Genomic DNA, 26,079 nt, shown 5'->3' with positions numbered 1-26,079 from the left:
CCGTTCCCACCGGCGGCTACGGCTGCGCGTAGCCGGACAGGAAGTCGCCGATCCGGGTGACCGCGTCCGTGATGTCCTCCGGGCGGGGCAGCGTGACCAGCCGGAAGTGGTCGGGGTCGGGCCAGTTGAAGCCGGTGCCCTGGACGATCAGGATCCGCTGGGAGCGCAGCAGGTCGAGGACCATCTGCGCGTCGTCCTTGATCTTGTAGACCTGCGGGTCGAGCCGCGGGAAGGCGTACAGCGCGCCCTTCGGCTTGACGCAGGAGACACCGGGGATCTCGTTCAGCAGCTTGTACGCGGCGTCCCGGGAGGCGAGCAGCCGGCCGCCGGGCAGGATCAGCTCGCGGATCGACTGCCGGCCGCCGAGCGCCGCCGCGACCGCGTGCTGGGCGGGCATGTTGGCGCACAGCCGCATCGAGGCCAGCACGTTGAGGCCCTCGATGTAGGAGCGGGCCCGGTGCCGGTCCCCGGAGAGCACCATCCAGCCGGAGCGGAAGCCCGCCACCCGGTAGGACTTGGACATGCCGTTGAAGGTGACGCAGAACAGGTCCGGCGCCAGGGTGGCCAGCGGGGTGTGCTCCACGCCGTCGTAGAGGATCTTGTCGTAGATCTCGTCCGCGTAGATCACCAGCCGGTGCCGGCGGGCGAGTTCGGCGATCCCCTCCAGCAGCTCGCGCGGGTAGACCGCGCCGGTGGGGTTGTTGGGGTTGATCACCACGATCGCCCGGGTCCGGTCGGTGATCTTCGCGGCGATGTCGGCGAGGTCCGGGTACCACTCGGCCTGCTCGTCGCAGCGGTAATGCACCGCGGTGCCGCCGGCCAGCGAGACCGAGGCCGTCCACAGCGGGTAGTCCGGCGCCGGGACGAGCACCTCGTCGCCGTCGTCGAGCAGCGCGGTCATCGCGAGCTGGATCAACTCGGAGACGCCGTTGCCGAGGTAGACGTCCTCGACGCCCAGGCCGTGCAGGCCGCGCTCCTCGTAGTGCATGACCACCGCCCGGCGGGCCGACAGCAGGCCCTTCGAATCGCCGTAGCCGTGCGCGGAGTTGAGGTTGCGGAGGATGTCCTGGAGGATCTCGGGCGGCGCCTCGAAGCCGAACGCGGCGGGGTTGCCGGTGTTCAGCTTCAGGATGCGGTGGCCCTGGTCCTCCAGCCGCATCGCCTCGTCGAGCACCGGACCGCGGATGTCGTAGCAGACATTGGCGAGCTTGCTGGACTGGATGACCTGCATACCCGCCTACTTTACGGCCGCGTAACGCCGATCACCGAGTGCTGTTCGCCACCTGGACACGGACGGGCGAACCGCCCCGGGCGGTAGGGTCGCGGCGGACCGACAGCGCAGGACCGACGGCGCGCAGGACCGACCGGGGGAGGGCCGGATGTTCGGGGCAGTGCTCGGAGCCGTACTCGGACTGCTCGCGGGGGTGCCGCTGCGGGCGGCGGTGACGCGCTACGCGGTGCCGCCCGGCGAACCGTGGAGCCGCTGCCTGCCCACCCCGCTCGGCCGCTGCGTCCGGCACGGCGAACGGGTCGGCCCGCCGCCGCTGGCCGTCGAGGCCGTCGCCGCCGCCACCGGCGCCGCGCTGGGCGCCTGGGCCCCCGGCCGCTGGCTGCCGCCGCTGGTCTGGCTGGCGCTGCTGGGCACCGTGCTGGCCTTCGTCGACGCGGCGGTCAAACGGCTCCCGGACGCGCTGACCCTGCCGCTGTTCCTCGGCACCGCCGTGCTCGTCCCGTTCGCCGACCCCGACCCCCGGGTCTGGCTGCGCTGCGCGCTGGCCGCCGCGGCCCTCGGACTGCTCTTCCTGCTGCTGGCGCTCCTCGCCCCGATGGGCCTGGGCGACGCCAAGCTCGCCCCCAGCCTGGGCGCCGTCCTGGCGCTCGGCGGCTGGCGCGCGGTGTACGGGGGCCTCTTCTACGTCTGGGTGCTGGCCGCGCTCTGGGCGGTGGCCCTGCTCGTCACGCGCCGGGCGGGCCGCCGCACCGAGCTGGCCTTCGGCCCGGCGATGCTGCTCGGCACCCTGGCGGCCCTGCTGGCGGCCGCCCACCGCTGACCCCCGGCCCCCGCGGGGGGAACGGACGGGGCCCGCCGTACCCCAGCGGTACGACGGGCCCCTGGTGCGTGCGCCCACCCCACCCTCAAGGAGCGGCGCACTGGTTCCGGGTTACTGCATGTTGTGCGCGAAGGCGCCGACGTTGTTGGAGAAGTCGTTGCCGTTGTTGGCGTCCCAGTTGGTCGACCAGGTCATCGCGCCGCGGATGGTCGGCCACTTGGCCGGCGGGACGAAGCTGCCGCAGTGGTTGCCGGTGGCCAGGCAGTCCAGCGCGTTGTTCACCACGGTGGAGTTGACGTAGCCGCCGCCCGCCGCCTTGGTGGAGGCCGGGACGCCGATGCCGACCTGGTCCGGACGCAGACCGCCCTGGATGTGGGTGCAGACCTGCGCGGTGATGAAGTCGATGGTGCCCTGGGTGTACACCTTGCCGTCGCAGCCGTTCATGCCGCCCGAGTTGTAGAACTGGGTGTTGACGACGGTCAGGATGTCCTTGGTGGCCAGCGCGAGCTGGAAGTACGCACCGGCGGTGGAGTACATGCCGATGGTCTCGGGCGCCATGGTCAGGATGAAGCCGGAGCCGACCTTGGCCTGCAGGGTGTGCAGCGCCTGCGACATGTAGGTCGCGTTGACGCCGTTCTCCAGGTCGACGTCGATGCCGTCGAAGCCGTACTGCTGGATCAGCTTGTAGGCCGAGTCGGAGAACGCGGTCGCGGCGGCGGAGCTGGCGACCGAGATGGCGCCGTTCTGGCCGCCGATGGAGAGGACGACCTTCTTGCCGGCCGCGTGCTTGGCGGCGATGTCGGCCTTGAAGTCGGCGTCGGTGTAGCCGCCGAGCTTGGTGGCCAGCGCCGGGTCCAGGGTGAAGGAGATCCCGCCCTGGGTGGTGGTCGCGTCGGCGAAGGAGACCGCGATGATGTCGTACGCGGACTGCACGTCGCGCAGCTTCTGCACGGTCGAGCCGTTGTCGAAGTTCTGCCAGTAGCCGGTCAGCACGTGCTTCGGCAGGCCGGTGTTGGGCTGCGGGTTGGTGGCCGTGGCGGACGGCGACGGCGAGGAGGACGCCGAGGCGGAGGCCGACGGGGAGGCGCTCTTGGTCGGCGAGGCCGACGCGGAGGGCGAGGCGCTCTTGGTCGGCGAGGCGGAGGCCGACGGCGAGGCCGAGGTGGCGGAGGCCGACGGGGTCGGGGAGGCGGTGCCGCCCGGGCCGATCAGCTGGATGTCGTCCGCGTAGTACGTGGGCTGGCCGTACCAGCCGTGGACGTACAGGGTGACGCTGGTGGTGTTCGCGCCGGTGGTGAAGCTGGTGTTCAGCTGGTTCCAGGCGCTCTGCGCCGACCAGGTGGACGGGTCGGTGCCGCCGGTGCCGCGGGCGCCCAGGTAGACGTACTGGCCCTGGACCCAGCCGTTCAGGGTGTAGGCGGTGTTGGGGAGCACCGAGACGGTCTGGGTGCACTCGGCGGTGTCGCCCGCGCCGGGGGTGGCGGCGAGGGCGCCGGTGCCGGAGTGGACCGGGGTGGAGACCGTGCTGGTGGTGCCCACGCAGTTCCAGCCGGACAGGCCGGAGTCGAAGCCGCCGTTGTTGACCAGGTTGCCGACGGCGGCGTTCGCGCCGCCCGCGGTCAGCGCCAGGCCGGTGCCGGCCAGGGCGATCGCGGTGGCGGTGGCGAGCACCGCGGGCATCTTGTTGCGGCGCCGGTGGGACGGCTGCTGCAGGGTACGGGCCATGACGGGCTCCAGTGCAGGAGTGGGGGTGTGGGAGGCACGCTGGGAAACGTCGGGGAGGAGCCGCCGCGGTGGGGGTCGCGGCGGCTCCGCTGTGGGGGAGGGTCCGCTGTGGTGCTGAGCACACGCTGGACTAGACCATTGGCAAGCGTCAAGACCCGGAATCCGGTTTAGGGGGCGTTTAAGGAATCGGATACCGTTCCGTAGCTTGTCCCGTGCGCGCACTGTGACAAGACCGGTACCTGCGGTTTTGCCCCCGCCAAACCCGGGCGGAGTAGGCTGCCGCAGGGATTTCGCACCCGGAGCAATCAGCACGGAGGGGCCGTTCACGATGGGTCTGCGCGATGTGGTGGAACGGACGCCGGGGCTGCGCACCCTGCTGGACCGGGCCTACCGCCTCTACGGGCGCCGGGTCGAGGTGCACCTGGCCAACACCCCGCACCACATCGGCGTGATCCTGGACGGCAACCGGCGCTGGGCCAAGGCCACCGGCGGCACCACCGCGTACGGCCACCAGCGCGGCGCCGACAAGATCAGCGAGTTCCTGGGCTGGTGCGCGGAGACCGACGTCCAGGTGGTCACCCTGTGGATGCTCTCCACCGACAACCTGGCCCGCCCCGCCGAGGAGCTCGTCCCGCTCCTCGGCATCATCGAGGACACCGTGCGCGGCCTGGCCGAGGCCGGCCGCTGGAAGGTCCACCCGGTCGGCGCGCTCGACCTGCTGCCGGCCAGGACCGCCGGGGTGCTGAAGACCGCCGCCCAGGAGACCGAGCACGTCGACGGGCTGACCGTCAACGTTGCGATCGGGTACGGCGGCCGCCAGGAGATCGCCGACGCCGTCCGCTCGCTGCTCCAGGAGCACGCCGGGCGCGGCACCTCGATCGAGGAGCTGGCCGAGGTCCTGGACGTCGAGCACATCGCCGAGCACCTCTACACCAAGGGCCAGCCCGACCCGGACCTGGTGATCCGCACCTCCGGCGAGCAGCGGCTGTCCGGCTTCCTGCTCTGGCAGTCCGCGCACAGCGAGTTCTACTTCTGCGAGGCCTACTGGCCGGCCTTCCGGAAGGTCGACTTCCTCCGGGCGCTGCGCGACTACCAGCTCCGCAACCGGCGGATGGGGCGCTGACCCCCGGTCAGTCACCTGTACCCCCGGCGCCGGTGGGAAAACGTTCGACCGTGGTGATCCCACTGTTCGCTCCGGCGCGAATGCGGGGCCCCTCGCCTGGGAATACACCCCTCAGACCGTCCCCCCCGGCCAGCGGGGCCGCGGGGACCGGTGGGCCGCGGGTGACGTCGGGTCACCCGCTCTGGAGGGCTAGTGGTCAGTACCAAGAGCCGCCGGACACCTGACCGGCGCACGTACGTCCTCGACACCAGCGTGCTCCTGGCCGACCCCCTGGCCATGACGCGCTTCGAGGAGCACGAAGTGGTCCTCCCGGTCGTCGTGGTGACCGAGTTGGAGGCCAAGCGGCACCACCCGGAGCTGGGCTACTTCGCCCGTCAGGCGCTGCGGCTGCTGGACGACTACCGGGTGCGGCACGGGCGGCTGGACGAGCCGATCCCGGTCGGCGAACTCGGCGGCACGATCCGGGTCGAGCTGAACCACTCCGACACCTCGATCCTCCCGGCCGGCTACCGGGTCGGCGGCGGCGAGGCGGACACCAGGATCCTCGCGGTGGCCCGCAACCTGCAGGCCGAGGGCTACGACGTCACCGTGGTCTCCAAGGACCTGCCGCTGCGGATCAAGGCGAGCTCGGTCGGCCTGCTGGCCGAGGAGTACCGGGCCGAGCTGGCGGTCACCTCCGGCTGGACGGGCATGACCGAACTGCACGTCCCCGCCGACCAGGTCGACGAGCTCTTCGCCGGTCAGGACCACGCGCTGCAGGTCGAGGGGGCCGAGCAGCTCCCCGTCCACACCGGCCTGGTGCTGCACTCCGAACGCGGCCGCGCGCTCGGCCGGGTGGCCCCCGACGGCCGGGTGCGGCTGGTCCGCGGCGACCGCGAGGCGTTCGGCCTGCGCGGCCGCAGCGCCGAGCAGCGGATCGCCCTCGACCTGCTGCTCGACCCGGAGATCGGCATCATCTCGATGGGCGGCCGGGCCGGCACCGGCAAGTCCGCGCTCGCCCTGTGCGCCGGCCTGGAGGCCGTCCTGGAGCGCCGCCAGCACCGCAAGGTGATGGTCTTCCGCCCGCTGTACGCCGTCGGCGGCCAGGAGCTCGGCTACCTGCCCGGCAGCGAGGCCGAGAAGATGGGCCCCTGGGCGCAGGCGGTCTTCGACACCCTCTCCGCCGTCACCACGCCCGACGTGATCGAGGAGGTCATCTCCCGCGGCATGCTGGAGGTGCTGCCGCTCACCCACATCCGCGGCCGCTCGCTGCACGACGCCTTCGTGATCGTGGACGAGGCCCAGTCGCTGGAGCGCAACGTGCTGCTGACGGTGCTCTCCCGGATCGGCCAGAACTCCCGCGTGGTGCTCACCCACGACGTCGCCCAGCGCGACAACCTGCGGGTCGGCCGGTACGACGGGGTGGTCGCCGTGGTCGAGAAGCTGAAGGGCCACCCGCTGTTCGCCCACGTCACGCTCACGCGTTCGGAGCGCTCGCCGATCGCCGCACTGGTGACCGAGATGCTGGAGGACATCCAGCCCTAGGCATAAGCGGACACACCGGGGCAAAGGGGTCTGGCGCATAGCGTCAGGCCCCTTCGCTGTCAGTCGAACTGACGCCGCCTCGACCGTTCGTGCACCGAACCCGCAGGTCGAAAACTTTGTGAGATCCGCCACGGCACAGGGAATTGCGTAGACACGCCCGGGTGCGGCATGGTGTGGGTTCTGTCAGGCCCCGCGCACGGCGATGCACGCCCGCCACCCCAGGTCGGCGAGCGCACAACTGAACACCGCATAGCCGTACGCCGCTCGATCAAACCGCTCCTCCCGGTCCGTCCGGGGGCCGGCCGAGCCCGCGCCTCCCGTGACCAGCGTTCGACGGAGGCCAGTGCCAGGGGCAGATACGCGCCCGTACGGTCACAGGACGGGCGACGCTGGAAGGAAACCATGTGACTCGGATCTCGGTCCGGGGAGTCGCCGTCGTCTCCGCCACCGCGGTGACCGCCGTCGGCGCCGTCGTGGGCGCGGCCTCCGGTAGCGAGGGCAAGGCCGTCCAGACGGTCGACCTCGCGAGCGCCACGCTGCTCGCCGACGCGCCCACCGGTGCGCAGGCCCAGAACGTCAGCGACGGCATCGGCCGCCAGGCCGACGCCCAGCAGGTCTCCGCCGACGCCGCCGCCAAGAAGGCCGCCGAAGAGGCCGCCCGGCAGAAGGCCGCGGCCGACGCCCAGGCCAAGGCCGACGCCGAGAAGGCCGCCAAGGAGGCCGAGGCCAAGCGCGCCAAGGAGGAGGCCAACCGCGCCGCCGCCCGCAGCGTGCTGGCCACCGTCAGCCCCGGCTCCGTCCAGGACATGGCGCTGCAGATCGTCGGCGACGCCAACCAGTTCCAGTGCTTCAGCCAGATCGTGAAGCGCGAGAGCGGCTGGGACTACACCGCCACCAACGCCTCCTCCGGTGCCTACGGCCTGGTCCAGGCGCTGCCCGGCTCGAAGATGGCCTCGGCCGGCGCGGACTGGCGCACCAACCCCGCCACCCAGATCAAGTGGGGCCTGAACTACATGAACAGCCGCTACGGCAGCCCCTGCGGCGCCTGGTCGTTCTGGCAGTCCCACCACTGGTACTAGGCCGCCGCGACGTCGAAGGGCCCCGGTTCCCGCCCAGGGAACCGGGGCCCTTCGCGCTGCCCGGCGGGAGAGCGCGGGCCGCCCCGCCCGGGCGGCGCTGACCAGTGCGCCGCGGGCGGCGGCGGCTCGGTGCGGACGCGGGGGAACGGAGCGGGTCCTGGTTGTCTCCGCTCCCGGCCGGTCCGCCGGCGGAAGGTCCGTTCTGCTCGGACCCCTTCCCCGGTCCGGCCGGGCGAAACCTCCCGATAACCGGTGATTTGCCGGAATCCGCCACCGGGCGGTCCGGGAACCCCCGAGACCCGGCCCCCCGGCGGCGGGTAGCGTTCCTCACCGACGGCCGCGCGACCCGCGGCCGCCAGGGACCGACCACGGGGGAGACCGGGAAGTGACGGAAGAGACGGGCGGTGGCCGCTGGCGCGGCCTCGCCAAGATGGGGGCGGTCGCGGCCGGCCTGTTCGCGGCCGCCGAACGCCGCCGCCGGGCGGCCATCTCCGCCGAGGCGCACGCGCTCGCCACCGAGCAGGCCGTCGAACTCGCCGCCGAACGGGCCGCCCTGCTCACCGCCGAGCAGACCGCCCGCCAACTCGCCGGACACACCGGCGGACCGGCCGACGACCGGGCCGCCCCGCCCGCACCACCGGAAGGAGGGGCCGTGCCCGCCGACGACACCGTCCCCGCCCCGCGCGCCCCGCACGCCTCCGAGCACCAGCTCGGCGGCGTGCCGCTCGGCCGTCCCGCCAACCCGGTCGACGCCGTGCCCTGGAGCCTGCGGGTCGCCGCCGAGTCCACCTGGCGGCTGCTGCTGCTCGGCGTCGCCCTCTACGTGCTCTTCCGGGTCATCGACACGCTCAAGCTGGTCGCCTTCTCCGCGGTCGCCGCGCTGCTCATCTCCGCGCTGCTCGAACCCACCGTCTCCTGGCTGCGCCGGCACGGCGTCCCCCGCTCGCTGGCCGCCATCGTCACCTTCCTGGCCGGCCTGGCCAGCATCGGCCTGGTCGGCTGGTTCGTGTTCTGGCAGGTCTCCAGCAACCTCGACTCGGTCACCACCCAGGTCCAGCGGGGCGTCCGGCAGCTGCGCGACTGGCTGCTCAACGGCCCCTTCCACCTCACCCCGGACCAGCTCAACAACTTCACCAACCAGATCACCACCGCCATCGGCAAGAACTCCGAGGCGCTCACCTCGGCCGGCTTCACCGGCGTCACCATCGCCGTCGAACTGCTCACCGGCGTGGTGCTCACCGCGTTCACCACCTTCTTCCTGCTCTACGACGGCGCCCGGATCTGGAGCTGGGTGCTGCGCGGACTGCCCCGGCACTCCCGCTACGCGATGGCCGGCGCCGGCCCCAAGGCCTGGGCCACCCTCACCGCGTACGTGCGCGGCACCGTCGCCGTCGCCTTCATCGACGCGCTCTGCATCGGCATCGGGATCAGCATGGTCGGCGTGCCGATGGCGATGCCGCTCGCGGTGATCATCTTCCTGGGCGCGTTCGTGCCGCTGGTCGGGGCCCTGGTCACCGGCACCATCGCGGTGCTGATCGCCCTGGTCACCACCGGGGGCGTGGGCAAGGCGCTGGCGGTGCTGGTCATCCTGATCGGCGTCCAGCAGCTGGAGGGCCACATCCTGCAGCCCCTCATCCTCGGCCGGGCCGTCCGGGTCCACCCGCTCGGCGTGGTCCTCGGCGTCGCCGCGGGCTCCATCATCGGCGGCATCCCCGGCGCGATCGTCGCCGTCCCGCTGATCGCCGTCACCAACACCGTCACCGGCCACCTCCGCCAGCGCAACGCGGCCGGCCAACAGGTCTTCCAGGCCATCGAGGCCGCCCGCAAGCAGTGACCCCTCGGGGGCGCGGACGGCGAAAGGTCCGCCCGGGGGACACCTCCTCCCCGGGCGGACCTCCCGCCGTGCGCCGTCGCCTCAGCGAAGCAGCTGCGCCTCCGCGTCCAGCACCGCCGCGACGGCCTGGACGGTCGCCGCGATCTTGATCGCGGCCTGGACGACCTCGCGGTCGACGCCCGCCTTGCGCAGCACGCCCTCGTGCGAGTCGAGGCACTGGCCGCAGCCGTTGATCGCCGAGACGGCGAAGGACCACAGCTCGAAGTCGACCTTGTCGACGCCCGGGTTGCCGATGATGTTCATCCGCAGGCCGGCCCGCATCGTCCCGTACTCCTTGTCGGAGAGCAGGTGCAGCGTCCGGTAGTAGACGTTGTTCATCGCCATGATCGCGGCCGCGCCCTTGGCGGCCTCGTAGGCCTCGGGCTTCAGGTTGGCCTTGGCCTCGGGCTCCAGCTCGCGCAGCACGCTCGCCGAGCCGGTGGCCATCGCGCAGGCCAGGACGGTGCCCCAGAGCTGCTGCCCGGGGAGGTCGGAGTTGCCGATCACCGAGCCGAGGTTGAGCTTGAGGTCCTTGGCGTAGTCCGGCAGGGCGGCCTTGAGTTCGTCGAGCGCCATCGGGTCAGCCGGCCAGCAGGGACTGGGCGTCGAGGGTGTCCTCGCCCTTGTTCCAGTTGCACGGGCACAGCTCGTCGGTCTGCAGGGCGTCGAGGACCCGCAGCACCTCCTTGGGGTTGCGGCCGACGGAGCCGGCGGTCACCATGACGAACTGGATCTCGTTGTTCGGGTCGACGATGAACACCGCGCGCTGGGCGGTGCCGTCCGCGCCCTCGACGCCGCAGGCCCGCATCAGGTCGTGCTTGACGTCGGCCAGCATCGGGAAGGGCAGGTCGCGCAGGTCCTTGTGGTCCTTGCGCCAGGCGTGGTGGACGTACTCCGAGTCGCCGGAGACGCCGAGGATCTGCGCGTCGCGGTCGGCGAACTCCTCGTTCAGCTTGCCGAACGCGGCGATCTCGGTCGGACAGACGAAGGTGAAGTCCATCGGCCAGAAGAACACCACGCGCCACTTGCCCTCGTAGGACTTGTGGTTGACCTCGGCGAAGGCGTTCGCGGCGTCGAGGTCCACGCAGGCGTTGAGTTCGTACTCGGGGAACTTGTCGCCGATCGTCAGCACGTGGCATCTCCAGGGTTGGGACGAGGGGTGTCCGGATTGCGGACACCTCCCAGCCTCGCACATGGTTACTGATCAGTGAAATCGGTTCTGCCGCGCCCCGCGATAGGCAAGTCCGATCAGTGCGGCAGACTGGACGGAGAGCAACCGCACCGGCAGGAAGCACCACCGTGAAGCCCAGCACGCCCCGCACCCCCACCGTCTCCCAGCTGCGGGCCTTCGCCGCGGTCGCCGAGCACCGGCACTTCCGGGAGGCCGCGTCCGCGATCGGCACCAGCCAGTCCGCGCTGTCCGGCGCGGTCGCCGCGCTGGAGGAGTCGCTCGGCGCGCAGCTGGTCGAGCGGACCACCCGCAAGGTCGTGATCACCCCGCTCGGGGAGCGGATCGCCGAGCACTCCCGCCGGGTGCTCAGCGCGCTGCACGCGCTCACCGAGGAGGCCGAGGCCGCCCGCCGCCCGTTCACCGGGCCGCTGCACCTGGGGGTGATCCCGACCGTCGCACCGTACCTGCTGCCCACCGTGCTGCGCCTGGTCCGCGGCTCCTACCCCGACCTCGAACTGCACGTCCACGAGGAGCGCACCCCCTCGCTGCTCGGCGGCCTGGCCGACGGGCGGCTCGACCTGCTGCTGCTCGCCCTGCCCGCCGGCGGGGCGCTGCCGGTGGCCGAGATCCCGCTCTTCGACGAGGACTTCGTGCTGGTGGTGCCGCCCGAGCACCCGCTCTCCGGCCGGGCCGACGTCCCCCGCGACGCGCTGCTCGACCTGGACGTGCTGCTGCTGGAGGAGGGCCACTGCCTGCGCGACCAGGCACTGGAGATCTGCCGCGAGGCCGGCGCCGAACCGGCCGGCGGCAGCACCCGGGCCGCCGGACTCGCCACCCTGGTGCAGCTGGTGGCCGGCGGCCTCGGCGTCACCCTGCTGCCCGCCACCGCGCTCGACGTCGAGACCGGCCGCACCGACCGGCTGTCCGCCGTCCGCTTCGCCCGGCCCGCCCCCGGCCGCCGGATCGGCCTCGCCCACCGCCCCGGCTCCGCCCGCACCGGCGAGTACGCCCGGTTCGCGGCCGCCCTCCGCGAGGCCCTGCGCGACCTGCCGGTCCGACTCGCCGCCCCGCCCGCCGCCCCGGCCTCCGTCCCGCCCGTCGTCCCGGCCACCGGACTCACCGGAATGGGTGAGACCGCCACCTCCCGGCCGAGTTGACGCCGCCTCACGTGCACCCGCCGGCCGGGCGTGTGCGGGCCGGGGCGTGGGCATAAACCCGTCCGAGGGGGTGGTGCCGGTGTACGTGTCGCGGATCAGGGTGTCCGGGGTGAAGTGCTTCGACGGCGCGCGCGAGGTCGACCTGGCGATCCCGCCCGGCCCGGGCTGGACGGTCTTCGCCGGCCCGAACGGCAGCGGCAAGTCCACCCTGCTCCTGGCCCTGGCGATGGCGCTCGGCGCCCTGCCCTCCGGCCCGGCCGCCCGCTGGGGCGCCCGCGGCTGGGTGCGCGCCGACCCCGCGCCGCACTGGCGGGTCGGCGACCCGCAGGGCCCCGCCCGCGCCCGGTACCCGCTGCGCGCCCTCGGCCGCCGCGTCCCGCTGGCCGCCGACCTGCTCACCGAGGTGCTCCCCGCCGGCTGGCGGGTCAGCGACCCGGAACAGCAGCGCGTCACCCGCGCCGGAGTCGACCTCCCGCTCGACGAACTCGGCTCCGGAACCGCCGAGTTGGCCCGCCTGGTCAGCCAGCTCGCGGCCACCCCCGAGACCCCCGGCCCGGTCCTGCTCGACGACGTCGACCTGCACCTGCACCCGCGCTGGCAGCAGCGGATCGGCCCCTGGCTGACCGAGCACTTCCCGCACACCCAGTTCCTGGTCGCCACCCACAGCCCGTACGTCTGCCAGGCCGCCGACCCCGGCGCGCTGGTCCGACTGCCCGGCCCCGAGGAGGACCGCGCCCCCTACCGGCTCGACGAGGAGATCCGGCAGCGGGTGCTCTACGGCAGCGGCGAGGACACCGCGCTCTCCGAACTCTTCGCGCTGCCCAGCGCCTACTCGCCCGCCGCCGAGGCCGAACGCCGGCTGCTGGTCCGGCTGGAGCGCAAGATGTACGCCGGGCAGGCCACCGACGCCGAACTCGCCGCGTACCGCGAACTCGGCGCCAAGCTCAACAGCTCACTGACCGCCCGGGTCGACGAGGTCACCGCCCGGCTGCTCGGCAGGGACGGGTGATCCCGCTCCAGCGGCCGCCCCTGCAAGCCCGGCTGGCCGCCGAACTCGCCCGCGCCACCGATCGGATCCGCACCGAGGGCCCCACCACCGCCACCGGACGCGCCGCCTGGCGCCGCGCCGTCCGCCCCAAGGCCCAACTCCGCCTGATGCTCCGGCAGATGGCCCCCGGCCTGGAACGCTGCATGTACTGCGGCGACAACCTCGGCACCGACATCGACCACTTCGAGCCGATCGCCCAGGCCCCGCTGCGCACCTTCGACTGGCAGAACCACCTGCTGGCCTGCGCGCACTGCAACAGCAACCGCAAGCGCGACCTCTTCCCGCGCGACCCCGCCACCGGCGACGGCCTGCTGGTCGACCCCTGCCGCGAGGACCCGGCCGACCACCTCCGGCTCTACCTGGACTCCGGCGCGTACGACCCGCTGACCGCCCGCGGCCGGGCCACCATCGAGGTGTTCGGCCTCAACCAGCGGCCCGAACTCGTCCGCGGCCGCCGGATGATGTTCGCCGTGGTGAAGGCCCTGCTGCTGGCCCGGCAGGCCGCCGCCACCCCGGCCGAGGCCGCCGAGTACACCGCCGCGCTGCGCGAGATCCACCACGCCGACGTGCTGCGCACCGTCCTCGGCCTGCGCCACCGCCGCCCGCTGGCGCTCGCCGTGCTCGGACCCGAGGTGCTCGGGGCGCTCGACGCGCTCGTCGGCGCCGCCCCCGACGCGGCGGCCTGAGGAGGCGCCCCGGCGCCGCGGCCCCGGCGCCGTCCGGCCGTCCCGCGGCTGCCTAGCGGTCGCGCTCCAGCCGCTGCTCGAACCAGACCACCTTGCCCGCGCCCAGCCGGGTCGCGCCCCAGCGGTCCGCGCACCGGGAGACTATGTGCAGCCCTCGCCCGCGCTCCTCCTCCGGCCCGGCCCGGCGGCTGCGCGGCAGCGCCGGGGAGTCGTCGCCGACCTCGCAGCGCAGCAGCGAGGTCCGCACCAGGCGCAGCGTCACCGGCCGGGTGGCGTGCTGGATCGCGTTGGTGACCAGCTCGCTGACCATCAACTCGCAGTTCTCCGCCAGGTGTTCGAGCCCCCAGCGGCGCAGCGCGTGCCCGGCCAACCGGCGCGCCCGGCCCGGCGTCTCGTGCCGGGGCTGCAGGTGCCAGTGCGCCACGTCCTCGGCCGGGATGCCGTCGAACGCGGCCGCCAGCAGCGCGATGTCGTCCGCCCGGTCGCCCGACGGCAGGATCCGCAGCGCCTCCTGGCACAGCTGCTCGGGGGAGAGCCGGTTCCCGCCGGCCAGCCGGGCCCGCAGCAGCTCCAGGCCGGTGCCCAGCGGGCGGCGCCGGGTCTCCACCAGGCCGTCGGTGAACAGCAGCAGCGCCGAGCCGGGCGGCGCGGGCAGCTCCACCGAGGAGAAGTCCACCCCGCCGACGCCGATCGGCGCGCCCGGCGGCAGGTCCAGCAGCTCGCTGGTGCCGTCCGGGCCGATCAGCACCGGCGGCACGTGCCCGGCGTTGGCGATCCGCACCCGGCCCGCGATCGGGTCGTACACCGCGTACACGCAGGTCGCCAGGTGGTGTTCGCGGCCCAGCCGCTGGGCCTGCTCGTCGAGGTGGTACAGCACCTCGTGCGGCGGCAGGTCCAGGCCCGCCAGGGTCTGCGCCGAGGTGCGCAGCTGGCCCATCACCGCGGCCGAGGTCAGCGAGTGGCCCATCACGTCGCCGGTGATCAGCGCGACCCGGTTGCCGGGCAGCGGGATCGAGTCGTACCAGTCGCCGCCGACCTGCGCGCCGCGCTCGCCCGGCAGGTAGCGGTGCGCCAGCCGGACGCCGTGCGGCTGCGGCAGGTGCGCGGGCAGCATCGAGCGCTGCAACTGGTCGGCGATCTCCCACTCGCGGGTGTAGCGCAGCGCGGTGTCCACCGCCAGGCCGCCGTGGGTGGCCAGGTGCGCGGCGGTCGCCGCGTCGGCCGGGTCGAAGCCCGCCGGGGTGCCGTCCGGCCGCGGGCGGCGGACCAGCAGCAGCATGCCGAGCGCCGCCTGCCGCCCGTGCAGCGGCAGTGCCAGCAGCGCCGCCCCCGCGGGCAGCCGGCCCAGCGCCCGGGCGCCCAGCAGTTCGGCGGCCAGGCCGTCGAGCCGGCCGTCCAGCGCCGCCGCCCCGGCCGGGGGACGGCCGGCCAGCGCGCGCTCCACCGCGCCGCCGGGCAGCACCGGGCGGGCCCCGGCGCGGCGGCCCAGCCGGGTGCCGCAGGTGTGCAGCACCCGCAGCGCCCGGGGCGGCCCGGGGTCGCGCTCGACGTCCGGCAGCGGGTCGCGGACCAGCACCACCAGGGCGTCGGCCAGCGCCGGGACGAGCACCCGGCCCAGGTTGCGCAGGGTGGCCGGCAGGTCCAGCGAGCTGTTGATCAGCCGGGTCGCCCGGTCCAGCGCGGCCAGCCGTTCCGCGAGCCGCCCGGGCGCGCCGGAGGGCGCCCCGTCCGACCGCTCCTCGCCGGGCGGCGGGTGCCGCTGGACGGGAACGGCGGGCGACTGCCCCGCCAGGGGTTCCAGGTGGTCGCGCACGGGCTGCCCGATCTGTGCCGGTGTGGTCTCGGGGGCGGAGGCTGACCCGCGTCAGCCGGTGCGCCGACAGCGCAGGTACAGCTGGGTCTCCGGCGGCTGGGCGGAGCCGGCCGGCGCGTACGACTGGCTGTCCACCGCCTCGACCGCGAAGCCGCTGCCGGCCAGCAGCCCGGCCAGCTCCTCGCGCAGGTAGCCGCTGACCCGGATCTCCTGCTCCAGGAACGGCAGCGGCGCGTCGTCCAGGTCCGCCTCGACCATGCCCAGCGCCAGCAGGCCGCCCGGGCGCAGCAGGCCGCGGATCCGGCCGAGCGTCTCGGCGATCTCGGTGCGGGGCAGCATCAGCAGCGAGAAGAAGGCGGCCGCGGCGTCCAGCGAGCCGTTCCCCTCGGGGCCCAACCCCGGTACGCCCCACAGGGTTCCGGCACTCTCCAGGCCCAGGTCGAGGACGTCCAGGCGGTGGAACTCGGCGGCCGGGACGGCGGCCCGGGCCTGCGCCAGCATGCCCTCCGACAGGTCGACGCCGACCACCCGCAGCCCGCCGTCGGCCAGTTGGCGGGCGGTCGGGTCACCGGCCCCGCAGCCCACGTCCAACACCCGTGCGCCGGGCGGGAGTTCGGCCAGCAGCCAGTCCCCGCAGGCGAGTTGCCCCGCCCTGGCCGGAAACACCTCCTGGTAGCGGCCCCCGATCGCGTCGAACACGGCGGCCTGGCGGGCCCGTTCGGCCCGGCGCGCACCCGCGGCGGACGCCCGGTCGGCGTCGTCGGCGGCTGCGCTCTGTGCGTTGGTCACGATGATCTGGGCACCTCTCCCGCGTCCGTCCCGCCCGGCCCGTGGTGGCCCGCGCAGCACGCCCGACCCTGGCCTTCGAGGATAAACGCGATCACCGCACGGTGGAGTCCGTTTCCGGCCAACTCGTGCGCCGTTGGGCGCTTATCGCCCGCCAGGGGAAGCACACCGGGGCCCGCCAGGTGGTGCGCCAGTGCCCCGCGCGCCGCATGGCGCGACCAGGCCGGTTCCGCGCCAGGCCCGCGACCTGCGCCGATGCCCGGCCGGCGCTCCGTCCGGGGAGCTCCTCGGGCGCCTGTCGTGGGCGTTTATCGAACGTCAATCGCCACCTGTCAGAGTCCTCTCAGCGCCGGGGAAGCGTCAAAGCGTTCCCGCAGCCGGGGGGCTGCGGGGACGCCGACGCTCCGGGGGGACGGGCTTCCGCCAGGGGGGACCAGGGGGGTACCACGGGGGAGCGGAGGCCTACGGCGCGATCGGGGGAGGGGAAGGCTCGGTGTGCCGGGAGTCGATGAGGTCCTGCACCGGTTGGGCCTCGGGCACACCGAGCCGGGTGAACACCGTGAGCGCCTCCTGGAGGCACGCCAGCCCGCGCGAGGGCTGGCCCAGCTCCAGGAGCGCCTCGCCCAGCGCCGCGTTCGCCATGCCCTGGCAGTACGCGGCCTCGATCTCCTGGGCGATCGACAACGACTCCTCCGCGGCCTCCGCCGCCGCCGCGAGCTGACCGTCCGCGAGCAGGCAGGCCGCCAGCCGGGCCAGTGAGTAGCCCTCCCAGATCGGGTGCTGCTGCTGCCGGTACAGCTGGTGCGCCTCCCGCAGGTGCACCGCCGCCTCGCCGGGCGAACCGGTCGCGCGCAGCACCACGCCCAACTGGTAGAGCGTGTCCGCCAGGCACGGCACGTTCCCGGACGACCGGGCCGCCGCCACCGCCGCGCGGGCGGACTCCACCGCCTCCGCGTGCCGGTCCAGGCCGACGTAGGCGCGGGCCATGTTGGCGAGCAGCCGGGCCTCGCTGATCGAGGAGTCCAGGCGGCGGGCCGTCTCCTGGGCCTCCAGGTACACGGGCAGCGCCTCGGCGGGGCGACCGGCCCGGAACAGCGTGATGCCCAAGCCGTTGGCCGTGGCCAGCCGCAGGGCGGTGGGCCGGTCGACCGGCTGGAGCGCCAGGCTCTTCGCCAGGGCCTCCTCGGCCTCGGCGAGTTCGGACGCCACCTGGTGGATGTGGCCGAGCGCGTAGTGCACCTGGGCCCGGGTCTCCGGGTCGTCCTGGGCGCCGGGGCTCGCCGCGGCGGCGTGCAGCACGCTGCGGATGCGCGAGGCCAGCGACGGGTCCTCGACCATGTGGGTCATCCGCTGCAGGATGTCCACGGCGGGGTGCAGCAGTTCCGGCGGGGTCCCGGCCGCCGCCTCGACGCTGCTGAGCAGCAGGGCGACCTCGGAGCGCAGCCAGCCGCGGGCGGCGTCGGTGCCGGAGAACACCTGGCCGGAGGGGCGAGCCGCGTGCAGCGTCTCCATGTACGTGTCGTCGGGTTCGATGACCCGCTCGGCGTCGAGCACGGTGGCGTGCAGCAGGTCGAGCAGCCGCAACAGCGCCTCCTGCTGCCGCTCGACGTCCCCCAGCTTGGCGTTCTGCCGCTGCGCGTACAGGCGCAGCAGGTCGTGGTAGCGGTACCGGCCGGGGGTGAAGCACTCCAGCATGTTGGCCTCGACCAGGGCCTCCGCCAGGTCCTCGGCCTCCCGTTCGGGGGCGCCGAGCAGCGCGGCGACGGCCGCCAGCGGCAGGTCGGGGGAGTCGACCAGGGCGAGCAGCCGGAACGCCCGGGCCTCCTCGGGGCGGAGCTGGGCGTAACCGAGCCCCAGGGTGGTCTCCACGGCGAGGTTGCCGAGCTGGAGCTCCTGGAGCCGGTTGCGCTGGTCCGCTAACCGCCGGGCCAGGTCGGAGACGCTCCAGCGCGGCCGGCTGGCCAGCCGGGCGGCCGCGATCCGGACCGCCAGCGGCAGGAACCCGCAGGAGGTCACCACCTGCAGCGCGGCCTCCGGCTCGGCGCCGACCCGCTCGGCGCCGACGATCGCCGAGAACAGCGCGAGCGCCTCGTCCGGGGTCAGCTCCTCGATGTCGACCAGGTGCGCGCCGGGCAGTTCGGCCAGCCGGGAGCGGCTGGTCACCATCACCGCGTTGCCGGAGACGCCGGGGATCAGCGGGCGCAACTGCCCGGCGTCGCGGGCGTTGTCGAGCAGGATCAGCATCCGCTTGTCGGCCAGCAGCGAGCGGTACAGCGCGGCGCGCTGCTCCAGCGAGTCGGGGGCGTCGGACGCGCCGAGCGCGTGCAGGAAGTCGCCGAGCACCACGGCCGGGTCGGCGGGGGAGGCGCCCGCGCCGCGCAGGTCCACGTACAGCTGCCCGTCCGGGAAGTCCGGCCGCAGCGAGTGGGCCACGTGCACGGCGAGGGTGGTCTTGCCGACGCCGCCGATGCCGGCCAGCGAGGTCACCACGACGGCTTGGCCGGAACCCGCCCTCAGGACGTCCCGGAGTTCGTTGACCAGTTTGCTGCGGCCGCTGAAGTCCGAGACGTCGGCCGGGAGTTGGGCCGGTGGAACGAACGCGGCCGGTTCCTCGGCGGCCTTCGGCGGGGCGGCCGAGGGCGCCAGCAGGTCCGGGTCGCCGGCCAGGATCCGGGCGTGCATCGCGGACAGTCCGCCGCCCGGCTCCACGCCCAGTTCGTCGATCAGCAGCTTCCGGGTGTCCGCGTACACGCCCAGCGACTCGGCCTGCCGGCCGCTGCGGTACAGCGCCAGCATCAGCAGCTCGCGCAGCCGTTCGCGCAGCGGGTACGCGCTGGACAGCGAGTTCAACTCGGCCACCACGTCGGCGTGCAGGCCGATCTCCAGGGCCAGCGCGCAGCGCTCCTCGGCCACCGCGAGCTGCCGCTCGGCCAGCCGGCCGCGCTGGGTCTCGGCGTACGGCCCGGGCACGCCGGGCAGCGGGCGGCCGCGCCACAGGTCGAGCGCGGCGACCAGGGTGTCGTGGGCGGGGCGCAGGCCCCCCGCGGCCCGGGCGGCGGACGCCTCGGCGACCCGCTGCTCGAAGACCGTCGAGTCCAGGGCGTCGGCCGGGATCCGCAGCGCGTAGCCGTCGGTCATCGAGACCAGGACCTCGGAGGGCGTGCGGGCGGCCCGGTTGGGCTCCAGCACCGAGCGCAGCCGGGAGACGTAGGTGCGCAGCGCGGCCACCGCCTGCGGCGGGGTGCGGTCCCCCCAGATGCCGTCCACCAGGTCGTCGGTGGTCACCGGACGGCCCTCGCTGAGCAACAGGGCGACCAGGACGGCCTGTTGCTGCGGCGAGCCGAGCGCCAGCGGCACGCCGCCGCGCCAAGCCTGGACAGGCCCGAGCACTTGGAAACGCAACGCCTCGGCGGAGCGCGTGTCCTGATGCTCCATGTCCTCCCCTGTGGCCGATGAACCGTCTCTTCCCCGCACGTCCCCGGTCGTGTGGGGGCGACAGCTTATGAGGAAGCGCGCAAACGTCCACCAAGCGGATGCGCGGTGCAACGTTTATAAGACATTTAGCGGTCCCTACGATACTGTCCGCGCGCCCAGTGACAGTCGTCCGGGTGATCGAAACCCTCTCAGCTGAAAGGCGGCCCGCCCCATGGCCGACGAGACCACCACCACCGTTCCCGAGGCCGGGCAGACCGCGGCCCCGGTCGAGCACACCGCCACCGTCACCGACCAGGACGCGCTCCAGAACGCCCTCCAGGTGCTGGCCGGGCAGCCGACCGAGTCGCCCGCCGAGGCGCCGGTCGCGCCGAAGGACGACGAGGACTTCGAGCCGCTCGGCACCGTGACCAACTGCCCGTGACCGCTGTCCGCGTCACCAGAACGAGCCCCGACCCTCACCGGCCGGGGCTCGTCCCTTTCCAGCGCGCCGCCGCTACTGCGCCGAGCGCACCCGCAGGTTGGTGATCAGCGGGCCGTCGGTGACCTCGGCGAAGAAGTCGTTGCCCTTGTCGTCCACCACGATGAACGCCGGGAAGTCCTCCACCTCGATCCGCCAGACCGCCTCCATGCCGAGCTCCGGGTACTCCAGCACCTCGACCTTCTTGATGCAGTCCTGCGCGAGCCGGGCCGCCGGACCGCCGATCGAGCCCAGGTAGAAGCCGCCGTGCTCGTTGCACGCCTTGGTGACCTGCTTGGAGCGGTTGCCCTTGGCCAGCATCACCATCGAGCCGCCCGCCGCCTGGAACTGGTCGACGTAGCTGTCCATCCGGCCGGCCGTGGTCGGGCCGAACGAGCCGGACGCGTAGCCCTCGGGGGTCTTCGCCGGGCCCGCGTAGTACACCGGGTGGTCCTTCAGGTACTGCGGCATGCCCTGGCCGGCGTCCAGCCGCTCCTTGATCTTGGCGTGCGCGATGTCGCGGGCGACCACCAGCGTGCCGGTCAGCGAGAGCCGGGTCTTCACCGGGTACTTGGACAGCTCGGCCCGCACCTCGGCCATCGGCCGGTTCAGGTCGATCCGCACCACGTCGTCGTTCAGGTGCTCGTCGGTGGTCTCCGGCAGGTACTTGGCCGGGTCGGTCTCCAACTGCTCCAGGAACACGCCCTCGGCGGTGATCTTGCCGAGCGCCTGGCGGTCCGCCGAGCAGGACACCGCCATCGCGACCGGCAGCGAGGCGCCGTGCCGCGGCAGCCGGATGACGCGCACGTCGTGGCAGAAGTACTTGCCGCCGAACTGCGCGCCGATGCCGATCTTCTGGGTCAGCTCGAAGACCTTCCGCTCCAGCTCCAGGTCGCGGAAGCCGTGCCCGGTCCTCGCGTCGCCGCCGGTCGGCAGCTCGTCCAGGTAGTGGGCGGAGGCGTACTTCGCGGTCTTCAGCGCGAACTCGGCGCTGGTGCCGCCGACCACGATCGCCAGGTGGTACGGCGGACAGGCCGCGGTGCCCAGCGAACGGATCTTCTGCTCCAGGAAGGTGAGCATCGACGCCTCGTTGAGGATCGCCTTGGTCTCCTGGTACAGGTACGACTTGTTGGCCGAGCCGCCGCCCTTCGCCATGAACAGGAACTTGTAGGCGTCCCCGTCGGTGGCGTAGAGCTCGATCTGGGCCGGCAGGTTGTTGCCGGTGTTCCTCTCGTCCCACATGGTCACCGGGGCCATCTGGGAGTACCGCAGGTTCAGCCTGGTGTACGCGTCGAACACGCCGCGGGCGATCGCCGCCTCGTCCCCGCCCTCGGTCAGCACGTTCTGGCCGCGCTTGCCCATCACGATCGCGGTGCCGGTGTCCTGGCACATCGGCAGGATGCCGCCGGCCGAGATGTTGACGTTCTTCAGCAGGTCCAGCGCCACGAAGCGGTCGTTCGGGCTGGCCTCCGGGTCGTCCAGGATCCGGCGCAGCTGCGCCAGGTGCGCCGGGCGCAGGTAGTGCGAGATGTCGTGCATCGCCTCGGCCGTCAGCAGCCGCAGCGCCTCCGGCTCGACCCGCAGGAAGGTGCGGCCGCCGGCCTCGAAGGTCGAGACCCCCTCGGAGGTGAGCTTGCGGTACGGCGTGGTGTCCGTGCCGAGCGGGAGCAGGTCGCGGTAGGCGAACTCTGGGGCCATGGGGAGATCCTTCGGTTCTTTCGGCTTCGTCGACGAGGCACCCTCCAGGTTAGGCGCACCCGCCGGACGCCCCGCGCCCAGGTCGTCCTGCGTGACCGGCGTCACGCCCGTTGCCTCGAACCGCCGTTCGGTTCGGCGCGCGGCTCGCTAGGCTTTGTGACGTGGACAACTCTCCCGAGCCGGACCCGCAGGGCGCGCCGCCCTCCCCGCTGCCGAAGAACGAGCCCGCACCGGCCCCCGCCCGGGCGCCCGGTACCGACCTGGCCGCCGAGCTGCGCGCCTCCGACGCCGACCGCGAACGCGTCGCCGACCTGCTGCGCGACGCGTACGCCGAGGGCCGGCTGACCGTCGACGAGCACGCCGAACGGATCGAGGCCGCCTACGGCGCCCGCACCTTCGGCGAGTTGGAACCCCTCACCCGCGACCTGCCCAGCCATCCCGGGCCGATCCGGCACGACCTTACCAAGCCCCCGCTGGCCGCCCCCGCCGACCCGCGCCCGCTGCCCCCGGCCCGGGTCGAGGCGCCGACCATGCTGGCGGTGTTCGGCGGCGCCGCCCGCAAGGGCCGCTGGCGGGTCGGCTCGCACCTCAAGGCGGTCGCGGTGTTCGGCGGCATCGAGATCGACCTCACCGACGCGGTCTTCGAGTCCCCCGAGGTGGTCATCGAGGCGTACTCGGTGTTCGGCGGCGTCGACATCCGGGTGCCCGAGAACGTCAGCCTGCACGGCAACGGCGCCGGGGTGTTCGGCGGCTTCGAGGTCCGCGAGCAGACCTCCGCCGACCCGCACGCCCCGGTGGTCCGGGTGAAGGGCGCCGCGGTCTTCGGCGGCGTCGAGGCCCGGCCGCGGCGCGGCAAGGCGCTCCGGGACTGGGTCCGCCGGCAGCTCGACGGCTGACCTGCGCGGTTCCCGACGAGGCGTCAACTCGCCCTGCGGCACTCCTCGTTGCGACGAGTGCAGGAGGGCGGTCGATTGCGTGCGGTGTGCATGAATCCGGGGGCGGCGGGGTAGTTCCCCTCGCAATCGTTCCTGTACGGCTGTGACCTACGCGGGTCGGCGACGGCGCCACGGCGAGGGAGCACGGGGCAGTCGGGCAGGAGGCGACACCGTCCCCGAGCCTTGAGCCTGGTCAGGAGTTACCGTGCTGCATCCGATCGAGTCCAGCGCCCCCGCCGCCGCCCGCCGCCCGGCGGCCCAGCCGGACGTGGACGACAGCCCCTGGCACACCTCGGCCGCCTGCCGCAGCGACGAGGCCGGGCTGTTCTTCGCCCCCTCCAAGGAGCCGACGGCCGCCCGGCTCTCCCGCGAGGAGCACGCCAAGCGCGTCTGCGCCCGCTGCCCGGTCCTGCTCGAGTGCCGCGAGCACGCCCTCGCCCAGCCCGAGCCCTACGGCGTCTGGGGCGGTCTCACCGCCGCCGAGCGCCGGGTCGTCCTCACCCGCCGCCGCCGCCGGGACGCGGAGATCCGCGTCCCGGCCCGGATAGCGGGCTGAGACCCGCCGGGGCGGAACCAGGGGCGCGAGGCGGACCGCCGCGCCCCTGCTTCCGGTGCCCCCGGCGCCCGGGCGCCGCGTCCGGCGTCAGTTCGCGCGGTCGAAGTCGATCGCGCTGTACGCCCGCAGCTTGGAGAGCTTGTGGGTGGAGTCGATCCGGCGGATCGTCCCGCTCTTGGAGCGCATGACCAGCGACGAGGTGGTCGCGGTCTCCTGGCGGTAGTGGACGCCGCGCAGCAGCTCGCCGTCGGTGATGCCGGTGGCGACGAAGAACACGTTCTCGCCGCTGACCAGGTCGTCCGTGGTGAGCACCCGGTCGAGGTCGTGGCCGGCGTCCAGCGCCTTCTGCCGCTCGGCCGCGTCCTTGGGCCACAGCCGGCCCTGGATGACGCCGCCCATGCACTTCATCGCGCAGGCGGCGATGATGCCCTCGGGGGTGCCGCCGACGCCCATCAGCAGGTCGACGCCGGTCCCCTCGCGGGCGGCCATGATCGCGCCGGCCACGTCGCCGTCGGAGATGAACTTGATCCGGGCGCCGGCCTCGCGGATCTCCCGGACCAGGTCCTCGTGGCGGGGCCGGTCGAGCACCACGACGGTGACGTCCTCGACGGCGGAGCCCTTCGCCTTGGCGACCCGGCGGATGTTGACCGCGGGCGGGGCGGTGATGTCGACGTAGTCGGCGGCCTCCGGGCCGCAGACCAGCTTGTCCATGTAGAAGACCGCGCTGGGGTCGAACATGGTGCCGCGGTCGGCGACCGCGAGGACCGCGACGGCGTTGTTCATGCCCTTGGCGGTCAGCGTGGTGCCGTCCACCGGGTCGACCGCGACGTCGCACTCGGCGCCGGTGCCGTCGCCGACCCGCTCGCCGTTGTAGAGCATCGGGGCCTCGTCCTTCTCGCCCTCGCCGATGACGACGACGCCGTTCATCGAGACGGTGGAGACGAGGGTGCGCATCGCCTTGACTGCCGCGCCGTCGGCGCCGTTCTTGTCGCCCCGGCCGACCCAGCGACCGGCGGCCATCGCGGCGGCCTCGGTGACCCGGACCAGTTCGAGGGCGAGGTTGCGGTCGGGCGCTTCCGGAGCGACCACCAGTTCGGAGGGGAGGTGGTGCGGGTACTGCGTGGTCATCGTCGTTACCTCTCTGTACGCGACGGCCAGACAGCACCAGGACACGGAGGGCCACCGGTGCTGCGATGAGGGTTGCTGCGATCGTATCGGCAGGTCGGACGGGTGTCTGTGGCGCACTCCTCGTCGGGCCCCGGGGGCCACCGGCGCGCGGCGCCCGCGTAAGCGCCGCCTACCATGGGCGGGTGGCAGGCAACAGCAGCAAGAGGGGCCGGCAGACGGTACGGGACATGGTCCTGTCGATGGCGGCGGTCGGCGTCGTGGTGGTGGTCGCGTACTTCTCGATCCCCACCGCCGACGGCAAGGGCGACGGCGTGCACGCCGTGCCGTACCAGGTCGAACTGGCCTCGGCGAAGCGGGCCGCCCCGTACCCGCTGCTCGGCCCGCGGCAGCTCCCGGACGGCTGGAAGGCCACCTCGGTGAGCTACAGCCCGAACGACAAGGGCCGCGCCGCCTGGCACCTGGGCATGAACACCGCCTCCGGCCAGTACGCGGCGGTCGAGCAGAGCGACGGCGAGCGCACGGACGTGCTGGCCGCGAACGTGCCGGGCGCGAAGCCGGACGGCACCGTCACGGTGGCCGGCCAGGAGTGGGAGCGGGTGCAGGGCGACCGCTACCGGGCGCTGGTCCGCCCGGCCGGCGACACCGGCACCACCGTGCTCACCGGCACCGCCTCGTACGAGGAGCTGGCCCGGCTCGCCGAGAGCCTGGGCTGACGGACGCGGAGACCTCCGCCGGGAACGGCCCGGGAACGGCCGCAGGCCCCCGCCGGGAACGGCGGGGGCCTGCGGGTCGTGCGGGCCGCGGGGGCGGGCCTCAGACGGTGGTGACGACCTCGTCGTAGGCCAGGCGCGGGCCGCGCGGGAACCAGGCGTCCTCGCCCGGCTTGCCGATGTTGACCACGGCCAGCACCGAGTGCTCGCCGTCGCCGAAGAACTCCTTGTTGATGCCCTCGGCGTCGAAGCCGGTCATCGGGCCGGCGGCCAGGCCGGCGGCGCGGACGCCGATGATGAAGTAGGCGGCCTGCAGGGCGCCGTTCAGGGTGGCCGAGGACTCGCGGACCGCGCGCTCGGAGAAGAACATGTCCTTCGCCTGCGGGAAGTGCGGCAGCTGCGCCGGGAGCTCCTCGTGGAACTCGTTGTCGGCGGCCAGGATGGCGACCAGCGGCGCGGTGGCGGTCTTGGCCCGGTTGCCCTCGGCCATGTGCTGCAGCAGGCGGCCGCGGCCCTCCTCGGAGCGGACCAGGACGATCCGCAGCGGCTGCTGGTTGAAGGCGGTCGGGCCGAACTTGACCAGGTCGTAGACGGCCTGGATCTGCTCGTCGCTGACCGGCTCGTCCGAGAAGGTGTTGGCGGTGCGGGCCTCGCGGAAGAGCAGGTCCTGGGCGGCGGCGTCGAGTGCCAGGGTCATGGTCTGTGTCCTACCTCAGAGCTGGTGAACCGGTCGGGGTCGGCGGCCCGGGGGCCGCACACCTGTCCCCAACCATAGATGAAACTTAAACCATTCCCGCAAGTCCGAGTGAGGCGCGTCACACTCGCCGACGGCCGGCGCGTCGCCTCACTCCGCGGCGGGCTCCTCGGCGGCCAGCGCCGCGTCCAGCCGGGCCCGGGCGCCGTCCAACCAGCGCTGGCAGACCCTGGCCAGCCGCTCGCCGCGCTCCCACAGCGCCAGCGACTCCTCCAGCGTCGTCCCGCCGGTCTCCAACCGCCGGACCACCTCCAGCAGTTCGTCCCGCGCCTGCTCGTAGCCGAGCGACTCCTCCGGACCCGCACCCCGCTGACCCTGCTGATCTGCCATGCCGCCCAGGGTAGGCGCTGCCCCCGACAAATCCCGTTGC

23 protein-coding genes are annotated in these 26,079 nt (G+C 73.6%); 12 read left to right on the top strand and 11 right to left on the bottom strand.

The genetic code is table 11. The features are described from left to right. Nucleotides 1–16 precede the first annotated feature (16 nt). A complete protein-coding gene (locus ACZ3J7_RS22540; protein WP_465623957.1) occupies nt 17–1,231 on the bottom strand; it encodes a pyridoxal phosphate-dependent aminotransferase in 1,215 nt (404 codons plus the stop codon). Nucleotides 1,232–1,379: 148 nt separating this feature from the next. Here ACZ3J7_RS22540 and ACZ3J7_RS22535 point away from each other — a divergent pair, with 148 nt between their 5' ends. Continuing rightward, nucleotides 1,380–2,051, top strand: a complete 672-nt coding sequence (locus tag ACZ3J7_RS22535) for a prepilin peptidase (protein WP_465623955.1) — start codon at nt 1,380–1,382, stop codon at nt 2,049–2,051. Nucleotides 2,052–2,162: 111 nt separating this feature from the next. Here ACZ3J7_RS22535 and ACZ3J7_RS22530 read toward each other — a convergent pair whose 3' ends face one another. Next, the gene (locus ACZ3J7_RS22530) at nt 2,163–3,776 is read right to left on the bottom strand and encodes a chitinase (RefSeq protein ID WP_465623951.1); all 1,614 of its coding nucleotides are present in this window, start codon (nt 3,774–3,776) and stop codon (nt 2,163–2,165) included. Nucleotides 3,777–4,104: 328 nt separating this feature from the next. Here ACZ3J7_RS22530 and ACZ3J7_RS22525 point away from each other — a divergent pair, with 328 nt between their 5' ends. The 4 genes from ACZ3J7_RS22525 to ACZ3J7_RS22510 all read left to right on the top strand — a co-directional run bounded on the left by ACZ3J7_RS22525 (nt 4,105) and on the right by ACZ3J7_RS22510 (nt 9,336). Beyond that, on the top strand, nt 4,105–4,899 hold the full coding sequence (locus ACZ3J7_RS22525; protein WP_465623949.1) for an isoprenyl transferase: 795 nt from the start codon (nt 4,105–4,107) through the stop codon (nt 4,897–4,899). A gap of 192 nt (nt 4,900–5,091) precedes the next feature. Continuing rightward, nucleotides 5,092–6,423 (top strand): PhoH family protein, encoded by a 1,332-nt coding sequence (locus ACZ3J7_RS22520; protein ID WP_465623947.1) that lies wholly within the window; start codon nt 5,092–5,094, stop codon nt 6,421–6,423. 404 nt (nt 6,424–6,827) lie between these two features. Continuing rightward, a complete protein-coding gene (locus tag ACZ3J7_RS22515; protein ID WP_465623945.1) occupies nt 6,828–7,502 on the top strand; it encodes an aggregation-promoting factor C-terminal-like domain-containing protein in 675 nt (224 codons plus the stop codon). A gap of 385 nt (nt 7,503–7,887) precedes the next feature. Beyond that, a complete protein-coding gene (locus ACZ3J7_RS22510; protein WP_465623941.1) occupies nt 7,888–9,336 on the top strand; it encodes an AI-2E family transporter in 1,449 nt (482 codons plus the stop codon). An 81-nt stretch (nt 9,337–9,417) separates the two neighbouring features. On the opposite strand, the gene ACZ3J7_RS22505 is transcribed toward ACZ3J7_RS22510, so the two are convergent. Continuing rightward, on the bottom strand, nt 9,418–9,951 hold the full coding sequence (locus ACZ3J7_RS22505; RefSeq protein WP_465623937.1) for an alkyl hydroperoxide reductase: 534 nt from the start codon (nt 9,949–9,951) through the stop codon (nt 9,418–9,420). 4 nt (nt 9,952–9,955) lie between these two features. Continuing rightward, nucleotides 9,956–10,507: a peroxiredoxin gene (locus ACZ3J7_RS22500; protein WP_465623933.1), complete on the bottom strand. Its 552-nt coding sequence runs from the start codon at nt 10,505–10,507 to the stop codon at nt 9,956–9,958. 167 nt (nt 10,508–10,674) lie between these two features. Between ACZ3J7_RS22500 and ACZ3J7_RS22495 the strand changes: the two genes are divergently transcribed. Genes ACZ3J7_RS22495 through ACZ3J7_RS22485 form a run of 3 tightly spaced genes read left to right on the top strand, consistent with a single transcriptional unit; the run spans nt 10,675 to nt 13,437 of the window. Further along, nucleotides 10,675–11,703, top strand: coding sequence for a LysR substrate-binding domain-containing protein (locus ACZ3J7_RS22495; protein WP_465623931.1), 1,029 nt, complete (start codon nt 10,675–10,677; stop codon nt 11,701–11,703). 46 nt (nt 11,704–11,749) lie between these two features. Beyond that, a complete protein-coding gene (locus tag ACZ3J7_RS22490) occupies nt 11,750–12,712 on the top strand; it encodes an AAA family ATPase (protein ID WP_465623929.1) in 963 nt (320 codons plus the stop codon). After that, entirely contained in the window at nt 12,709–13,437 is a 729-nt protein-coding gene (locus ACZ3J7_RS22485; RefSeq protein WP_465623925.1) for an HNH endonuclease, read from the top strand. The genes ACZ3J7_RS22490 and ACZ3J7_RS22485 overlap by 4 nt, the downstream gene beginning before the upstream one ends. 52 nt (nt 13,438–13,489) lie before the next feature. Here ACZ3J7_RS22485 and ACZ3J7_RS22480 read toward each other — a convergent pair whose 3' ends face one another. The 3 genes from ACZ3J7_RS22480 to ACZ3J7_RS22470 all read right to left on the bottom strand — a co-directional run bounded on the left by ACZ3J7_RS22480 (nt 13,490) and on the right by ACZ3J7_RS22470 (nt 19,471). Continuing rightward, entirely contained in the window at nt 13,490–15,250 is a 1,761-nt protein-coding gene (locus ACZ3J7_RS22480) for an ATP-binding SpoIIE family protein phosphatase (protein ID WP_465623922.1), read from the bottom strand. Between the two features lie 51 nt (nt 15,251–15,301). After that, nucleotides 15,302–16,039, bottom strand: a complete 738-nt coding sequence (locus ACZ3J7_RS22475) for a class I SAM-dependent methyltransferase (protein ID WP_465623919.1) — start codon at nt 16,037–16,039, stop codon at nt 15,302–15,304. Between the two features lie 459 nt (nt 16,040–16,498). Next, nucleotides 16,499–19,471, bottom strand: coding sequence for an AfsR/SARP family transcriptional regulator (locus tag ACZ3J7_RS22470; protein WP_465623914.1), 2,973 nt, complete (start codon nt 19,469–19,471; stop codon nt 16,499–16,501). Between the two features lie 211 nt (nt 19,472–19,682). Between ACZ3J7_RS22470 and ACZ3J7_RS22465 the strand changes: the two genes are divergently transcribed. Then, nucleotides 19,683–19,892, top strand: coding sequence for a hypothetical protein (locus tag ACZ3J7_RS22465; protein ID WP_465623912.1), 210 nt, complete (start codon nt 19,683–19,685; stop codon nt 19,890–19,892). Between the two features lie 72 nt (nt 19,893–19,964). On the opposite strand, the gene ACZ3J7_RS22460 is transcribed toward ACZ3J7_RS22465, so the two are convergent. Beyond that, nucleotides 19,965–21,626, bottom strand: coding sequence for a fumarate hydratase (locus ACZ3J7_RS22460; RefSeq protein ID WP_465623909.1), 1,662 nt, complete (start codon nt 21,624–21,626; stop codon nt 19,965–19,967). 161 nt (nt 21,627–21,787) lie between these two features. Between ACZ3J7_RS22460 and ACZ3J7_RS22455 the strand changes: the two genes are divergently transcribed. Then, the gene (locus ACZ3J7_RS22455; protein ID WP_465623906.1) at nt 21,788–22,522 is read left to right on the top strand and encodes a DUF1707 SHOCT-like domain-containing protein; all 735 of its coding nucleotides are present in this window, start codon (nt 21,788–21,790) and stop codon (nt 22,520–22,522) included. Nucleotides 22,523–22,766: 244 nt separating this feature from the next. Then, a complete protein-coding gene (locus ACZ3J7_RS22450) occupies nt 22,767–23,117 on the top strand; it encodes a WhiB family transcriptional regulator (RefSeq protein WP_465623904.1) in 351 nt (116 codons plus the stop codon). Between the two features lie 87 nt (nt 23,118–23,204). On the opposite strand, the gene glpX is transcribed toward ACZ3J7_RS22450, so the two are convergent. Next, nucleotides 23,205–24,245 (bottom strand): class II fructose-bisphosphatase, encoded by a 1,041-nt coding sequence (glpX, locus tag ACZ3J7_RS22445; protein ID WP_465623900.1) that lies wholly within the window; start codon nt 24,243–24,245, stop codon nt 23,205–23,207. Between the two features lie 182 nt (nt 24,246–24,427). Here glpX and ACZ3J7_RS22440 point away from each other — a divergent pair, with 182 nt between their 5' ends. Continuing rightward, the gene (locus tag ACZ3J7_RS22440) at nt 24,428–24,958 is read left to right on the top strand and encodes a DUF4245 domain-containing protein (protein WP_465623897.1); all 531 of its coding nucleotides are present in this window, start codon (nt 24,428–24,430) and stop codon (nt 24,956–24,958) included. A 100-nt stretch (nt 24,959–25,058) separates the two neighbouring features. On the opposite strand, the gene ACZ3J7_RS22435 is transcribed toward ACZ3J7_RS22440, so the two are convergent. Both ACZ3J7_RS22435 and ACZ3J7_RS22430 read right to left on the bottom strand, forming a co-directional pair. Further along, nucleotides 25,059–25,652, bottom strand: a complete 594-nt coding sequence (locus ACZ3J7_RS22435; RefSeq protein ID WP_465623894.1) for a malonic semialdehyde reductase — start codon at nt 25,650–25,652, stop codon at nt 25,059–25,061. Between the two features lie 147 nt (nt 25,653–25,799). After that, nucleotides 25,800–26,039 (bottom strand): exodeoxyribonuclease VII small subunit, encoded by a 240-nt coding sequence (locus tag ACZ3J7_RS22430; protein WP_465623892.1) that lies wholly within the window; start codon nt 26,037–26,039, stop codon nt 25,800–25,802. Between the last annotated feature and the right edge of the window lie 40 nt (nt 26,040–26,079).

The sequence above is a fragment of the Kitasatospora sp. NPDC015121 genome (genome assembly GCF_055562955.1).
The sequence above is the reverse complement of the archived record's forward strand: the minus strand, read 5'-3'. Positions and strand labels throughout refer to the sequence as shown.

Coding starts and splice junctions, on each gene's coding strand:
- glpX (WP_465623900.1), bottom strand. CDS start 24,245: ATGACCACGCAGTACCCGCACCACCTCCCCTCCGAACTGGTGGTCGCT.
- ACZ3J7_RS22435 (WP_465623894.1), bottom strand. CDS start 25,652: ATGACCCTGGCACTCGACGCCGCCGCCCAGGACCTGCTCTTCCGCGAG.
- ACZ3J7_RS22470 (WP_465623914.1), bottom strand. CDS start 19,471: ATGGAGCATCAGGACACGCGCTCCGCCGAGGCGTTGCGTTTCCAAGTG.
- ACZ3J7_RS22465 (WP_465623912.1), top strand. CDS start 19,683: ATGGCCGACGAGACCACCACCACCGTTCCCGAGGCCGGGCAGACCGCG.
- ACZ3J7_RS22530 (WP_465623951.1), bottom strand. CDS start 3,776: ATGGCCCGTACCCTGCAGCAGCCGTCCCACCGGCGCCGCAACAAGATG.
- ACZ3J7_RS22540 (WP_465623957.1), bottom strand. CDS start 1,231: ATGCAGGTCATCCAGTCCAGCAAGCTCGCCAATGTCTGCTACGACATC.
- ACZ3J7_RS22505 (WP_465623937.1), bottom strand. CDS start 9,951: ATGGCGCTCGACGAACTCAAGGCCGCCCTGCCGGACTACGCCAAGGAC.
- ACZ3J7_RS22460 (WP_465623909.1), bottom strand. CDS start 21,626: ATGGCCCCAGAGTTCGCCTACCGCGACCTGCTCCCGCTCGGCACGGAC.
- ACZ3J7_RS22430 (WP_465623892.1), bottom strand. CDS start 26,039: ATGGCAGATCAGCAGGGTCAGCGGGGTGCGGGTCCGGAGGAGTCGCTC.
- ACZ3J7_RS22525 (WP_465623949.1), top strand. CDS start 4,105: ATGGGTCTGCGCGATGTGGTGGAACGGACGCCGGGGCTGCGCACCCTG.
- ACZ3J7_RS22535 (WP_465623955.1), top strand. CDS start 1,380: ATGTTCGGGGCAGTGCTCGGAGCCGTACTCGGACTGCTCGCGGGGGTG.